Raw genomic sequence first — 12,912 nt, 5'->3', positions numbered from 1 at the left:
CTGACGGACAACGACCGACGAGGAGCACGGCACGGTGAGCGAGATCAGCGCGGGGGACGCGATGGCGACGGCCGCTTCGGCGGTCGGCTGGCGCCGGGCGGGCATCGCCGGAGCCGCCATAGGCGTGATCGCCGCCGGCGCGGCGGCCGGTGTCGCGGTCGAGCGGATGACCGTCGGCCGGGGCATGCGCAGGCGGGCCAGGCTGGCGCTGGACGCCTCGGGGCCGTACGGCTCGCTGCGCGGCATGCCCGGCCGGGCCGCCGCCGACGACGGCACCGAGCTGTACTACGAGACCGACGAGGTCGGACCCGACGGCGGTACGGGCGCGGGCGCCGGCCCGGGTGCGGGCTCCGGGCCCGCCGGTACCGGACCGCGCAGACGCCGTCTCTTCGGCCGCAAGGTCCCCGGGCCCGTCACCGTCGTCTTCAGCCACGGCTACTGCCTCAGCCAGGACTCCTGGCACTTCCAGCGGGCGGCGCTGCGCGACCTGGTGCGCACCGTGCACTGGGACCAGCGCAGCCACGGCCGGTCCGAGCGCGGCCGGGCCCAGGCACAGGGCGTGACGGTCGGGATCGACCAGCTCGGCCGCGATCTGAAGGCGGTCATCGATGCGGCGGCCCCCGAGGGGCGGCTGGTACTGGTCGGGCACTCGATGGGCGGCATGACGATCATGGCGCTCGCCGAGCAGTACCCGCAGCTGATCCGGGAGCGGGTCGCCGCCGTCGCCTTCGTCGGTACGTCGAGCGGGAAGCTCGGCGAGGTCAGTTTCGGGCTGCCGGTCGCGGGTGTGAACGCCGTGCGGCGGGTGCTGCCCGGGGTGCTGAAGGCGCTCGGCTCACAGGCCGAGCTGGTGGAGCGGGGGCGGCGGGCGACCGCCGATCTCTTTGCCGGGCTCATCAAGCGGTACTCGTTCAGTTCCCGGGACGTGGACCCGGCGGTCGAGCGGTTCGCCGAGCGGCTCATCGAGTCCACACCGATCGACGTGGTCGCGGAGTTCTACCCGGCCTTCACCGAGCACGACAAGAGTGCGGCGCTGCCCGCGTTCCGCGACGTGCCGGTGCTGATCCTGGCGGGCGACAAGGACCTGGTGACACCCAGTTCGCACAGCGAGGCGATCGCCGACCAGCTGCCGGACGCGGAGCTTGTCATCGTGCCGGACGGCGGGCATCTGGTGATGCTGGAGCACCCGGAGACGGTGACCGACCGGCTGGCGGACCTGCTGGTACGGATCGGAGCCGTACCGGCAGCGGCTAACGTTGGCGGGCATGGAAGCACCGCACAACAGCCCGGCAGCTGAAACCGCGCACACCCCGGCGGTCATGACCGCACAGGCCCAGGTCACCGCCCGTTTCGATGTCACGTCCGCCGAACAGATGCAGGCGCTGGGCCGCCGTCTCGCCGGTCTGCTGCGCCCCGGCGACCTCGTGATGCTCAGCGGCGAGCTCGGCGCCGGGAAGACGACACTGACCCGGGGGCTCGGCGAGGGTCTCGGGGTGCGTGGCGCCGTCACCTCTCCCACCTTTGTGATCGCCCGCGTCCACCCGTCCCTGAGCGGCGGTCCGGCGCTCGTCCATGTGGACGCGTACCGGCTGGGGGGCGGCCTCGACGAGATGGAGGACCTGGACCTCGATGTGTCGCTGCCGGAGTCGGTGGTGGTCGTGGAGTGGGGCGACGGCAAGGTCGAGGAGCTCTCGGACGACCGGCTGCAGGTGCTGATCCACCGCGCGGTCGGCGACACGGACGACGAGCGGCGCTCGGTCACGCTGGTCGGGATCGGGGAGCGCTGGGCAGGACTGGGGGCGGCGCTGGAAGCCGGCCGCTGAGAGTACCGACACGTTTCCGACAGGCTGTCGGCAAATTGTTGCGCGGGGCGGGTTGGGCGTGGTCACATGGATGCCGAGAGCTGGTTAGGTCTGCCTAACCACGCCTTCCACCGGAGCCCAGGAGGCATCCATGCCGACGCCAGAGCGTGAAGCGCAGCCGCAGCCGCCAGTGACGTCCGCGGTGTCGATGAAGGATCTCCTCGCGGCCTGCGCCGCGGCGACCGCGGTCTCGACGCCGCCGTCGGAGGAGCGCCAGGAGCGCCAGGAGCGGCACGAGCCCCGGGAGCAGCAGGGGCCCCAGGGGTCCCAGGGGTGTGACGAGGAGCGCGACGCCGCCTGAGAGCCTGTCGGGTGACCTTCGATCGGATAGCGGACGCGGTCTGGTGCGTGCGATTCCAAGGCGGCGGGATGTCCTCGGATGGGGTCTCCCCTGCTCGAACGAAGCCGAGAGCCTGGAGAAGGAGCTACTAGGACATTTCGGCAACGCGGGAAGCGTGCGTGCCAGGGCGTGGCCGCCCGATCAGAGGTCACCCGACAGGCTCTGAGGTCTTTCGTTCGGATCGGGCGAGGAGCGGCCCGCCGCGGAGCGGTCGGCGTCGCCTCGGTGCATGCAGCCGCAAGGCGCAGGAAGAAGCCCACGCGAAGGGCGTCCCCCGATGTTATGACGGCCCTCGAGGGCCATGGGGGAGTCGGCGACCGACGACAAACAACGCCGCCCGATCCGAACGAGAGGCCCCGGGCCGCCCGTCCCCGGTGGCGTTACGGGACGACGACCACCTTGGCGCCGACCGTCGCGAATGCCCACATCGCGTCGCCGTCCGCGCGCTTCATCCGTACTCCGCCGGTCTTCAGCGTCGGGTCCGGGCTCTCCATCGAGCCGTCCTGTGCCGCGCTGAATCCCACGGGCACATCCCCGTCGGCCATCGCGAACCGCACCACGTGCTCGATCAGCACGCCGTCCGAGCCCTTGATCGAGCCCGAGCGCGAACCCACCTTGTAGACCCCCGGCCGTGGGCTCAGGGCACTCGGCATGACGGCGAAGGTCCGGGTCACCTTCCCCTGCGCGTCGACCAGCCACACACGCCGGTCGCCCAGCGCGTACACCACCCGCGCCCCGGTCCCGGATTCGGCGGGAAGCGCGGTCGGCCGCTCCTTGTCCTTCGGCTTGTCGTGGCCGACGGCGGGGGCGCTGCTGGACGCCTCCGGCTTGGGGACGGCGACGGAGTCGGGGGCGTTCGCCGATGCCTGGTAGGCCAGGAAGCCGACCGCGACGACTGCCGCCGCGGTGAGCCCGGCCACGATTCCCGAGCTGCCCCTTGCCACCGTGCGTGCCCCTTTCACCGACGTACGTATGTCGTACAAGCGTTTACGTCGTACCCGCGTCTACCCGGTGACGGTAGCAGCAGGCGCCGGTGGGAACGGGATGCCGTACGGGGCGCCATGGAGCCGTCGGCGGAGCCGTAGGCTGTTTGCGTGCTCTTGCTCGCCGTGGATACCGCCACCCCCGCCGTCACCGTCGCCCTGCACGACGGGAACTCCGTCGTCGCCGAGTCGGGCCAGGTCGATGCCCGAAGGCACGGGGAGCTGCTGCTGCCCGCCGTCGACCGGGTCCTCGCCGAGGCCGGGGTGAAACTCGACGCCGTGACCGGCGTGGTCGTGGGCGTCGGCCCCGGCCCGTACACCGGTCTGCGGGTCGGTCTTGTGACGGCCGCGACGTTCGGCTCGGTGCTCTCCGTGCCGGTCCACGGGCTGTGCACGCTGGACGGTCTCGCGTACGCCGCCGGGCAGGGCGGACTGGAGGGCCCGTTCGCCGTGGCGACGGACGCCCGCCGCAAGGAGGTCTACTGGGCGCGGTACGAGGATTCCCGTACCCGCGTCGGCGAACCCGCCGTCGACCGGCCCGCCGACATCGCCGAGCAGCTCGCCGGGCTCCCGGTGGTCGGGGCGGGCGCGGCTCTCTACCCCGACGCGTTCCCGGACGCCCGCGGTCCCGAGCACGTCAGCGCCGGGGCGCTCGCGGCGCTGGCCGCCGAGCGGCTCGCCGCGGGAGCGGAGCTGCTGCCGCCGCAGCCGCTGTATCTCCGCCGGCCCGACGCCCAGGTCCCGAAGAACTACAAGGTGGTCACCCCGAAGTGACGAGCCCGACTGCCGTGCTGCGTGAGATGCGCTGGTGGGACATCGACCCGGTGCTGCAGCTCGAACACGAGCTGTTCCCGGAGGACGCCTGGTCGGCCGGCATGTTCTGGTCCGAGCTGGCGCACGCCCGCGGGCCGCAGGCCACCCGCCGCTATGTCGTCGCCGAGGCCCCGGACACCGGACGCATCGTCGGGTACGCGGGACTCGCCGCCGCCGGTGACCTCGCCGACGTCCAGACGATCGGCGTCACCCGCGACCACTGGGGCGGCGGGCTGGGCTCCGAACTCCTCACCGATCTGCTGAAGCACGCCACGGCCTTCGAGTGCGCGGAGGTGCTCCTCGAAGTCCGGGTCGAAAACACGCGTGCGCAGAAGCTGTACGAACGCTTCGGCTTCGAACCGATCGGCTTCCGCCGCGGCTACTACCAGCCGGGCAACGTCGACGCACTCGTCATGCGCCTCCACGTACAAGAACCCGCACCAGAGCACGTACAGGAAACTGGAACTGACTGATGGCTGACGAACCGCTCGTACTCGGCATCGAGACCTCCTGCGACGAGACCGGCGTCGGCATCGTCCGCGGGACGACGCTGCTCGCGGACGCTGTCGCGTCCAGCGTCGACACCCACGCCCGCTTTGGCGGCGTCGTCCCGGAGATCGCCTCCCGCGCGCACCTGGAGGCGATGGTCCCCACCATCGAACGCGCCCTGAAGGAAGCGGGCATCAGCGCCCGCGACCTCGACGGCATCGCCGTCACCGCGGGTCCCGGGCTGGCGGGTGCGCTGCTCGTCGGTGTCTCCGCGGCGAAGGCGTACGCGTACGCCCTGAACAAGCCGCTGTACGGGGTGAACCACCTCGCCTCGCACATCTGCGTCGACCAGCTGGAGCACGGCCCGCTGCCCGAGCCGACGATGGCGCTGCTGGTCAGCGGCGGCCACTCCTCGCTGCTGCTCGCGCCGGACATCACCAACGACGTACGGCCTCTGGGCGCGACCATCGACGACGCGGCGGGCGAAGCGTTCGACAAGATCGCCCGGGTGCTGAACCTCGGCTTCCCCGGCGGCCCGGTCATCGACCGGCTGGCGAAGGAGGGTGATCCGAAGGCGATCGCGTTCCCGCGCGGACTGAGCGGCTCGCGCGACCCCGCGTACGACTTCTCCTTCTCCGGTCTGAAGACGTCCGTCGCCCGCTGGATCGAGGCGAAGCGGGCCGCGGGCGAGGAGGTGCCGGTACGGGACGTGGCGGCGTCCTTCCAGGAGGCCGTCGTCGATGTGCTCACCCGGAAGGCCGTTCGGGCCTGCAAGGACGAGGGCGTCGACCACCTGATGATCGGCGGCGGCGTCGCGGCCAATTCGCGGCTGCGGGCGCTCGCCGAGGAGCGCTGCGAGCGGGCCGGCATCCGGCTGCGGGTGCCGCGGCCCGGACTGTGCACGGACAACGGGGCGATGGTCGCGGCGCTGGGCGCCGAGATGGTGGCGCGCAACCGTTCCGCGTCCGATCTGGAACTGTCGGCGGACTCGTCGCTGCCGGTGACGGACACCCATGTGCCGGGCAGTGCGCACGACCACGACCATGTGCACGAGATCAGCAAGGACAACCTCTACTCATGACCGTCGCCCTCATGTGGGAGGCCCGGGCCGTGGACGGCCGGGGCGCCGAACTGCTGGAGTGGGCCCGGGCGCGCACCGGTGAGCTGGCGGCTGAGCCGCTGCGGTACGAGCTGCTGCGCGCCCCGCAGGACCGGGTGCTGGTCATCACCTGGTGGGAGGCGGCATACGGCGCCGAGCTGCCCGAGCTGCCCGAACCCGCAGCCGAGTTGATCACCAGGGCGGTGCACCGATGGCGGTTCGAGGTGGCCGGCGGCTCCGCCGGCGGAACATGAGAAAACTCAAGGGTTCCTGAGATTTTCCGAAGGAAAACCGAACAACGGTTCCCGTCGTAATAATTCGGACCTACGTTCCTCGACGTGACCCGAGAGAAGAGACGCCGCCCCCGACCGCTCAGGGCGGCCGCCGCGGTGATCGGCTGCGTGCTGGTGCTCGCCGCGGCCGGAGCGGGGTGGGCGTACTGGCATCTGAACCAGAACATCCGCAGCGTGGACATCGACAACGCGTTGGGCGACAACCGCCCGGCCCGGGCGCCCACCACCGTCCCGAGCACGACGCCGTCCGCCTCCGCGTCCCCCCTGCCCGCCGGTGCGCTGAACATCCTGGTCCTCGGTTCGGACTCGCGCACCGGTAAGAAGAACGCCGCACTCGGCGGCGGTGACAGCTCCGGCGCCCGCTCCGACACGGCGATGGTCGTCCACCTGAACGACGACCGCACGAAGGCCACCGTCGTCAGCATCCCCCGCGACACCCTGGTGACCCGCCCCTCGTGCCCGGTCTCCTCGGGGGGTACGACCCCCACGGCGTACAACGTCATGTTCAACAGCGCGTACTCGGTGGGCGGTCCGGTCTGCGCCGTCACGACGGCGGAGCGGCTCACCGGTGTCCGGATGGACCACTACATCGAGATCGACTTCTCCGGCTTCGCCGACCTCGTCGACGCGCTGGGCGGGGTGACCCTCACCACCGCCCAGGACATCGACGACGACCGCAGCCATCTCCACCTCGACGCGGGCACGCACCGGCTCGACGGCACGGAGGCCCTGGCATTCGCCCGCACCCGCCACGGCATCGGCGACGGCAGCGACCTCGGCCGGATCGAGCTCCAGCAACAACTGGTCCAGTCGCTGCTGAAGGAGGTCCGGGACACGAACCTGCTGACCGGCGCGGCCGGCCTGTACAAGGTGGCGGACGCGGTCACCGGCAGCCTCACCACGGACACCGGACTCGACTCGCTCGGCGAGCTGAGAAGCCTGGCGCAGAGCTTGCGGAACATCCCCTCGAGCGGGCTGAGGACGGTCACCATGCCCGTCGTCACCGCCCCGTCCGACCCCAACCGGGTGGTGGCGCAGGAACCGGCCGCGAGCAAGCTGTGGGCGTCCCTGCGGTAGTCCGGAAGAGTCTCCCGGAAATTTCTTCAACTTCTTCGGGGGAGTGTGTCGATTGCGGCGTCTCCCGTTCGACGCGAGGGTGAGAGGCAGGGAAAGCCCCCGCCCTCCCGCACCGAGGAGTCACCATGCCGCGCTACCTGTCGATGATCCGCATCGATGAGCAGAACCTCCCCTCCGAGGCCCCCGACCCCGACTTCGAGGCGCGCATGGGCGCGCTGTTCGAGGAGATCACCAAGGCCGGGGTCATGCTGGAGACCGCCGGGCTCACCCCCACCTCGCAGGGGACCCGGGTCACCTGGGAGGGCGGCAAGCTGAGCTACACCGACGGGCCCTTCACCGAGACGAAGGAAGTCGTCGGCGGCTACGCCATCACCCAGTGCAAGGACATGGCCGAGGCGCTGGAGTGGACCAAGCGGTTCCTGGAGATCCACCCGAAGAACTGGACCGTCACCTCCGAGGTCCGCGAGATCGCCGAGAGCTAAGAGTGCCCGGCAGTGGGCTTCGCGGCGTCGCGGGGCCGGGGCACGCACCTCGCGGCGTTGTCGTCGATCACCAAATCCCCCATGGCCCTGAAGGGGCATGGGGGACCCCCTTCGCGTTGGCTCGATCCTCCGCCTTGCGATGCACGCACCCCAGCCCCGCTCCTTCACCCGCACTGCCTACTGCCGGGCACTCTAAGGACTGTCCCGGGCCGCGCTTGCTGCGCCCCGGTACGGCTGCTCTGATGGGTGGCCGTGACGGAAGTAAGCGCGACGCAGGCGGTCGAGGCGGTATTCAGGATCGAGTCCGCGCGGATCATCGCCGGTGTCACCCGCATCGTGCGGGACGTCGGCATCGCCGAGGAGCTCGCGCAGGACGCTCTGGTCGCCGCGCTGGAGCAGTGGCCGGAGTCGGGTGTCCCGGACAGACCGGGCGCCTGGCTCATGGCCACCGCCAAGCACCGCGCGATCGATCTCGTACGCCGCAAGGAGACGTACGCGCGGAAGCTGGCCGAGGTCGGGCGGAGCCTGGAGGACGTGCCGCCGCCCGAGCCGGGAGACTTCAACAGCACCGAGGACCCCCACCACATCGACGACGACCTGCTGCGGCTGATCTTCACCGCCTGCCACCCCGTGCTGTCGACCGAGGCCCGGATCGCGCTCACCCTGCGGCTGCTCGGCGGACTCACCACCGACGAGATCGCCCGGGCCTTCCTGGCGTCCGAGCCGACCGTCGCCCAGCGCATCGTCCGCGCGAAGCGCACCCTGGGCCGGGCGGGTGTCCCCTTCGAAGTGCCGTACGGCCCCGAGCGCGCGGCCCGGCTCGACTCCGTCCTCGAAGTCATCTATCTGATCTTCAACGAGGGTTACTCGGCCACCGCGGGCGACGACTGGCTGCGCCCGGCGCTCTGCGAGGACGCGCTGCGGCTGGCCCGGGTGCTGGCCGGACTGATGGACAAGGAACCCGAAGTGCACGGCTTGGTGGCGCTGTTGGAACTCCAGGCGTCCCGCATCGCGGCCAGGACCGGGCCGGACGGTGCGCCCGTGCTGCTCGCCGACCAGAACCGGTCCCGCTGGGACCGGCTGCTGATCCGGCGCGGATACGCGGCCCTTGAGCGGGCGAACGCGGCGGGCGACACCCCGGGCCCCTACGCCCTGCAGGCCGCGATCGCCGCGTGCCACGCCCACGCGGTGACGTACGAGGAGACGGACTGGACGGTCATCGCCACGCTCTACGGGCTGCTGCTGAAGGCGGCCCCGTCGCCGGTCGTCGAGCTGAACCGGGCGGTCGCCGTCTCGATGGCGCAGGGGCCGGAGGCGGGGCTCGCGCTGGTCGACGCCCTGGCCGGGGACCCGGCGCTGAGGGCGTACCACCTGCTGCCGAGTGTGCGCGGCGATCTGCTGGCGCGGCTGGGGCGCACGGACGAGGCACGGGCGGAGTTCCTGCGGGCGGCGGACCTGACCCGTAACGCGCGCGAGCGGGCGCTGCTGCTGACCCGGGCGGAGAAGGAATCCGGCACCGAGCGATGAGTTTCCGCGGCCCGCCCGGTCCACCTTGCACAGCCGACGTCCGTACGGACAGCCGAGGAGCAGGCCATGCAGAAGATCAAGACCTTCCTGTGGTTCGACAGCCAGGCCGAGGAGGCCGCGCACTTCTACGTCTCCGTCTTCGGCGGCGACTCGAAGGTGCTCGGCGTGTCGCACTACACCGAGTCGTCGCCCGGCGAGCCGGGCGCCGTCATGACCGTCGACTTCCGGCTGGCCGGCCAGGAGTACGTGGCGCTCAACGGCGGTCCGCAGTTCCCGTTCACCGAGGCGATCTCGCTCGCCGTCGACTGCGAGACGCAGGCGGAGGTCGACGAGCTGTGGGACAGGCTCACCGACGGCGGCGAGGAGAGCCAGTGCGGCTGGCTCAAGGACAAGTACGGGCTGTCCTGGCAGATCGTCCCGCGCGGGCTGTCCGAGGCGCTCTCCCACCCTGACCCGGCCAAGGCGGACCGGGCCATGAAGGCCATGCTCGGCATGAAGAAGCTCGACATCGAGGCGCTGCGCAACGCCTGACGGCGTCCGTGCCGCCCGGTGGGCCGGGTGTGCGACACGTACCTCAAGGCCGCCCCGTTGACCGGCAACTGACGGGCCATGGGCGGGAACCGGTCAACCGGCCGACCGGGCTGTACGCCACTGAGGTGGCCCGGGTCGCGCGGGCGCATCGACCGGTCCGGCAGCCTCGTTGACCGCGTGACCGGGGCGCATCGGGCGCCCGTCGCGAGAGGAGCCATCATGTCCGACCAGTACGACTACAACCCCGAGTCGGGGGCGGGTGGCGACGGCGCCGACGACTTCGAGTACGACGGGGCGGACGCCGGGTTCGACGGGTACAGCGAGTACCCGGACGGCCGGTCGGACAGCTGAGACCGGACGGAACGGGCGGGATCCCCGACGCCACCGGCCCCGCCCGTCCCGTACACCGTTGAGGCGTCACCTCATCGGACGAGCGCCGTCGCGATCCCGTCGGTCGCGGTGATCAGCCACTCCGGGTCGGGCGGGTGGCGACGGCGCCGACGACTTCGAGTACGACGGGGCGGACGCCGGGTTCGACGGGTACAGCGAGTACCCGGACGGCCGGTCGGACAGCTGAGACCGGACGGAACGGGCGGGATCCCCGACGCCACCGGCCCCGCCCGTCCCGTACACCGTTGAGGCGTCACCTCATCGGACGAGCGCCGTCGCGATCCCGTCGGTCGCGGTGATCAGCCACTCCGGGTCGCCGTACAGCCGTCCCCAGTGGGCCGCCGTCACCGCACGCGCCTGCGCCCAGCGGCGCACCCGGTCGCGGTCCAGCTCGGCGGCGTCCGCGAAGAGCGACACGCGACGCTGCAGCGTGGCGTCCAGGGAGTCGAGGCGGCTGCGGAGCAGCGTGATCCCGTCGTACGCCGGGTCGCCCACCCAGCCCTTGGGGTCGATGGCCAGCCAGGGCTCGCGTGCGCCGGCGATCACGTTGCCGTAGTTCAGATCGCCGTGGACCAGGGTGTCCGGCTGCTCGCGGCCCAGTTCCCGTACGGTCGCCAGCGCCGCGTCGGTGACGTACCGCGGCAGGGGCCGGGCCAGCCGTACGGCGTGCTCGCGGATCTCCTGCTCCCACGCGTCGGACCGGTCGGCGAGCCGGGGCAGTCCGGGCGGGGCCGGGACCGCCAGCCTGCGTACCAGACGGCCGGCCGCGGTCACCGCCGCGTCGAGGTCGTCGAGACCGGCGAGGGTGCCGGGCCCGGCCCGTTCCAGCAGCATCGCGAACCGCTCGTCGTCCCGCTCGTACAGGGCGACGGCTCCGCGCCCGCGCCACACCGAGAAGGCGTCCGGCTCATGGATGTTGCCCGGGTGGGGGAACGACACCTTCAGCACGGCGCGGGACCCGTCGTACCGCCGAGCGGGAACGACGACCCCGACCTGGCCGTGCAGAACCGGTCCGGTGTCCACGGTGCAGTCCCAGCGCCGCAGCAGCTCGTCGACCAGCCCCGGCAGCGACTCCACCCAGGCCCGGCCGCGTGCGCCTTCCCGGCCGACCGTGGTCCGCTCGAAGTCCGCCGGTATCGCGATCATCCGGACAGCCTACGGAGCGCCGCTAGCGGATCTCGCTCGCCGTCCGGCGGTAGGTCGAGCGCCGGTCCGTGATGTCCGCCCAGAGGTCCCCGTACACGTTCCTCATGACCCCCGGCTCCCGCAGGAAGTCGTGCGGAAAACCGAGGGGTACCTCGCTGGCCGCGTCGAGCCGGTGCACCGCGGCGGCGTCGAGCGCGACATCGACACAGGCGAGATTGTCGACGAGCTGGCTCACCCTGGTGGCGGCGACGATCGGGATGATGTTCCCGGGCCGCCCGCGCAGCCACGCCAGCGCCACCTGCGCCGGGCTCCAGCCGCCCTGTTCGGCGACCTCCAGCACCACGGTGAGGACCTCCTCCTCCCGGCGATCGGCCCGGTTGTCGAAGGCGGGCGCGTCCAGCCGGCCCGTTTCGCCGCGGCGGTACTTCCCGGTGAGCCTGCCTGCGGCGAGCGGGCTCCACGCCAGCACGGCCTGGTCGAAGGCGCGGGCCTGCGGAAGCAGTTCGCGTTCCGGGGTGCGCTCCAGCAGGTTGTACCGCAGCTGCGAACCGGCGAACGAGGTCCAGCCCCGCAGCTCGGCCATGGTGTTCGCCTGCGCGATCTCCCACGCCGCCCAGTCCGACACCCCGAGATAGAGCACCTTGCCGGACCGTACGAGGTCGTCGAGGGCGCGCATGACCTCCTCGACCGGGGTGAAGTTGTCCCGTGCGTGCACCCACAGCACGTCGATGCGGTCGGTACGCAGCCGGGCGAGGCTCGCCTCCACCGACTGGACCAGGTTCTTCCGGTGGTTGCCCGCCGCGTTCGGATCGCCCGTGCGGGTGGCGCAGCTGTACTTCGTGGCGAGTACGAACCGGTCCCGGCGGCCTTGGAGCAGCTCGCCGAGGATCGTCTCCGAGCTGCCGTTGGTGTAGTTGTTGGCGGTATCGATGAAGTTGCCGCCCGCGTCCGCGTACGCGTCGACGATCCGGGCGCTGGTCTCCTTGTCCGCGCCCCATCCCCAGTCCTCGCCGATGGTCATGGCGCCGAGGCTCAGCTCACTCACCCGCAGGCCGGTCCGGCCGAACAGCGTGTACTGCACAGTGTTCTCCCTCGGTACGTGCGTGCTTCCGGTCAGCCGGTCACATTCGGACGTTACGAGCTGGAGCGCGCTTCAACGCAAGCCACGCCGAACCGTGCCCGCACCCGGTCGGTAGGCTCGGGCCCATGTCCCGCCGCACACTGTTGCCGCCGCCCCCTCCGCCCGTCGGGATACGTTCCTGGCCCGACAGGGAAGCCCTGCTCGCCGACCGGGCGTTCGTCCTCGGCGAGCTGGTCACCATGCATGTGGGGCGCGGCCGGCTGGTGCTGCTGTGGCTGTGGGGCGCCCTGTGCGCGCTCGGCTGGTCGCTGGTGGGCACCGCGATCCTCACCTTCGAGGAGTCGTACGACATCTTCGGTGCCGTCCTCGGCGTCGTCCTCGCCGCCCTGGGCGCCTGCTGCGTCGTGCCGTCGGTGGTCTTCGTCGTCGTCGGTCTGCGCCGCGACCGGCAGATCCGCCGGCTGCTCGACGCCTGGGGCGAGTTGGACCGCGATCCGGACGGCGACATGCGGCTGCGGGCCTCCGGTGCGAGCCTCGCCTGGATGCTCTCGTCGTTCGCGCTTTGTGCGGTCGGGCTGTACGCCTGCGTGGCCGTCCCGGCAGGTGCGGAGGCCCCCGAGGACACCTACGGTGCGGTCGCCCTCGTCATGGGGCTCGGGATGATCGGCTGGCTGCTCGGTCTGATCGGCGTCACCAAGGCGTTCGCGCACCGCCGTTGGGTGCTGAGGGTGCTTGTCGGGGCGCCCGGGCCCGAGCCGCTGTTCTCCGTCCGCGGCGGTGCTCACCGCTGAGCCCGCCT

General features: G+C 71.7%; 16 protein-coding genes. 13 read left to right on the top strand and 3 right to left on the bottom strand.

The window, feature by feature from the left end:
• Window positions 1-34 precede the first annotated feature (34 nt).
• From OG395_RS24100 to OG395_RS24090, 3 genes are all read left to right on the top strand, one after another.
• Window positions 35-1,297: an alpha/beta fold hydrolase gene (locus OG395_RS24100; protein WP_327244816.1), complete on the top strand. Its 1,263-nt coding sequence runs from the start codon at window positions 35-37 to the stop codon at window positions 1,295-1,297.
• On the top strand, window positions 1,266-1,823 hold the full coding sequence (gene tsaE / locus OG395_RS24095; protein ID WP_327244815.1) for a tRNA (adenosine(37)-N6)-threonylcarbamoyltransferase complex ATPase subunit type 1 TsaE: 558 nt from the start codon (window positions 1,266-1,268) through the stop codon (window positions 1,821-1,823). Before OG395_RS24100 ends, tsaE begins: the two co-directional genes overlap by 32 nt.
• Window positions 1,824-1,953: 130 nt before the next feature.
• Window positions 1,954-2,163 (top strand): hypothetical protein, encoded by a 210-nt coding sequence (locus OG395_RS24090; protein ID WP_327244814.1) that lies wholly within the window; start codon window positions 1,954-1,956, stop codon window positions 2,161-2,163.
• 419 nt (window positions 2,164-2,582) lie between these two features.
• Here the strand turns inward: OG395_RS24090 and OG395_RS24085 are convergent, their stop codons facing one another.
• On the bottom strand, window positions 2,583-3,146 hold the full coding sequence (locus OG395_RS24085) for a hypothetical protein (RefSeq protein ID WP_327244813.1): 564 nt from the start codon (window positions 3,144-3,146) through the stop codon (window positions 2,583-2,585).
• Window positions 3,147-3,296: 150 nt separating this feature from the next.
• On the opposite strand from OG395_RS24085, the gene tsaB reads away from it, so the two are divergent.
• The 9 genes from tsaB (at window position 3,297) to OG395_RS24040 (ending at window position 9,847) form a co-directional block, all read left to right on the top strand.
• Window positions 3,297-3,959 carry a tRNA (adenosine(37)-N6)-threonylcarbamoyltransferase complex dimerization subunit type 1 TsaB gene (gene tsaB / locus OG395_RS24080; RefSeq protein ID WP_327244812.1) on the top strand — a complete coding sequence of 221 codons (663 nt, stop codon included), beginning with the start codon at window positions 3,297-3,299 and terminating at the stop codon, window positions 3,957-3,959.
• Window positions 3,956-4,471, top strand: a complete 516-nt coding sequence (gene rimI / locus OG395_RS24075; protein WP_327244811.1) for a ribosomal protein S18-alanine N-acetyltransferase — start codon at window positions 3,956-3,958, stop codon at window positions 4,469-4,471. Before tsaB ends, rimI begins: the two co-directional genes overlap by 4 nt.
• The gene (gene tsaD, locus OG395_RS24070) at window positions 4,471-5,568 is read left to right on the top strand and encodes a tRNA (adenosine(37)-N6)-threonylcarbamoyltransferase complex transferase subunit TsaD (protein ID WP_326792668.1); all 1,098 of its coding nucleotides are present in this window, start codon (window positions 4,471-4,473) and stop codon (window positions 5,566-5,568) included. The genes rimI and tsaD overlap by 1 nt, the downstream gene beginning before the upstream one ends.
• Window positions 5,565-5,840: a hypothetical protein gene (locus OG395_RS24065; RefSeq protein ID WP_327244810.1), complete on the top strand. Its 276-nt coding sequence runs from the start codon at window positions 5,565-5,567 to the stop codon at window positions 5,838-5,840. Before tsaD ends, OG395_RS24065 begins: the two co-directional genes overlap by 4 nt.
• Window positions 5,841-5,924: 84 nt before the next feature.
• Entirely contained in the window at window positions 5,925-6,956 is a 1,032-nt protein-coding gene (locus tag OG395_RS24060) for an LCP family protein (RefSeq protein WP_442818595.1), read from the top strand.
• A gap of 125 nt (window positions 6,957-7,081) precedes the next feature.
• Window positions 7,082-7,438, top strand: coding sequence for a YciI family protein (locus OG395_RS24055; RefSeq protein WP_327244809.1), 357 nt, complete (start codon window positions 7,082-7,084; stop codon window positions 7,436-7,438).
• A gap of 246 nt (window positions 7,439-7,684) precedes the next feature.
• Complete coding sequence (locus OG395_RS24050; RefSeq protein ID WP_327244808.1) at window positions 7,685-8,965, top strand: RNA polymerase sigma factor; 1,281 nt, start codon at window positions 7,685-7,687, stop codon at window positions 8,963-8,965.
• A 66-nt stretch (window positions 8,966-9,031) separates the two neighbouring features.
• Complete coding sequence (locus OG395_RS24045; RefSeq protein ID WP_327244807.1) at window positions 9,032-9,496, top strand: VOC family protein; 465 nt, start codon at window positions 9,032-9,034, stop codon at window positions 9,494-9,496.
• 219 nt (window positions 9,497-9,715) lie between these two features.
• Window positions 9,716-9,847, top strand: coding sequence for a hypothetical protein (locus OG395_RS24040; protein WP_327244806.1), 132 nt, complete (start codon window positions 9,716-9,718; stop codon window positions 9,845-9,847).
• A 297-nt stretch (window positions 9,848-10,144) separates the two neighbouring features.
• Here the strand turns inward: OG395_RS24040 and OG395_RS24035 are convergent, their stop codons facing one another.
• Window positions 10,145-11,032 carry an aminoglycoside phosphotransferase family protein gene (locus tag OG395_RS24035; protein WP_327244805.1) on the bottom strand — a complete coding sequence of 296 codons (888 nt, stop codon included), beginning with the start codon at window positions 11,030-11,032 and terminating at the stop codon, window positions 10,145-10,147.
• 22 nt (window positions 11,033-11,054) lie between these two features.
• The gene (locus OG395_RS24030) at window positions 11,055-12,113 is read right to left on the bottom strand and encodes an aldo/keto reductase (RefSeq protein ID WP_327244804.1); all 1,059 of its coding nucleotides are present in this window, start codon (window positions 12,111-12,113) and stop codon (window positions 11,055-11,057) included.
• A gap of 125 nt (window positions 12,114-12,238) precedes the next feature.
• Between OG395_RS24030 and OG395_RS24025 the strand changes: the two genes are divergently transcribed.
• A complete protein-coding gene (locus OG395_RS24025) occupies window positions 12,239-12,904 on the top strand; it encodes a hypothetical protein (protein WP_327244803.1) in 666 nt (221 codons plus the stop codon).
• The last annotated feature ends 8 nt before the right edge of the window (window positions 12,905-12,912 follow it).

The organism is Streptomyces sp. NBC_01320, from assembly GCF_035974375.1.
GTDB lineage: Bacteria > Actinomycetota > Actinomycetes > Streptomycetales > Streptomycetaceae > Streptomyces > Streptomyces yanii.
Note: the sequence above shows the minus strand (reverse complement) of the source record. Positions and strands in the feature narration are given on the sequence as shown.

Bases quoted from the DNA above. Each gene is read 5' to 3' on its own strand.
- tsaE (WP_327244815.1), top strand. From the start codon at position 1,266: ATGGAAGCACCGCACAACAGCCCGGCAGCTGAAACCGCGCACACCCCG.
- OG395_RS24090 (WP_327244814.1), top strand. From the start codon at position 1,954: ATGCCGACGCCAGAGCGTGAAGCGCAGCCGCAGCCGCCAGTGACGTCC.
- tsaD (WP_326792668.1), top strand. From the start codon at position 4,471: ATGGCTGACGAACCGCTCGTACTCGGCATCGAGACCTCCTGCGACGAG.
- OG395_RS24065 (WP_327244810.1), top strand. From the start codon at position 5,565: ATGACCGTCGCCCTCATGTGGGAGGCCCGGGCCGTGGACGGCCGGGGC.
- OG395_RS24055 (WP_327244809.1), top strand. From the start codon at position 7,082: ATGCCGCGCTACCTGTCGATGATCCGCATCGATGAGCAGAACCTCCCC.
- OG395_RS24045 (WP_327244807.1), top strand. From the start codon at position 9,032: ATGCAGAAGATCAAGACCTTCCTGTGGTTCGACAGCCAGGCCGAGGAG.
- OG395_RS24040 (WP_327244806.1), top strand. From the start codon at position 9,716: ATGTCCGACCAGTACGACTACAACCCCGAGTCGGGGGCGGGTGGCGAC.
- OG395_RS24035 (WP_327244805.1), bottom strand. From the start codon at position 11,032: ATGATCGCGATACCGGCGGACTTCGAGCGGACCACGGTCGGCCGGGAA.
- OG395_RS24025 (WP_327244803.1), top strand. From the start codon at position 12,239: ATGTCCCGCCGCACACTGTTGCCGCCGCCCCCTCCGCCCGTCGGGATA.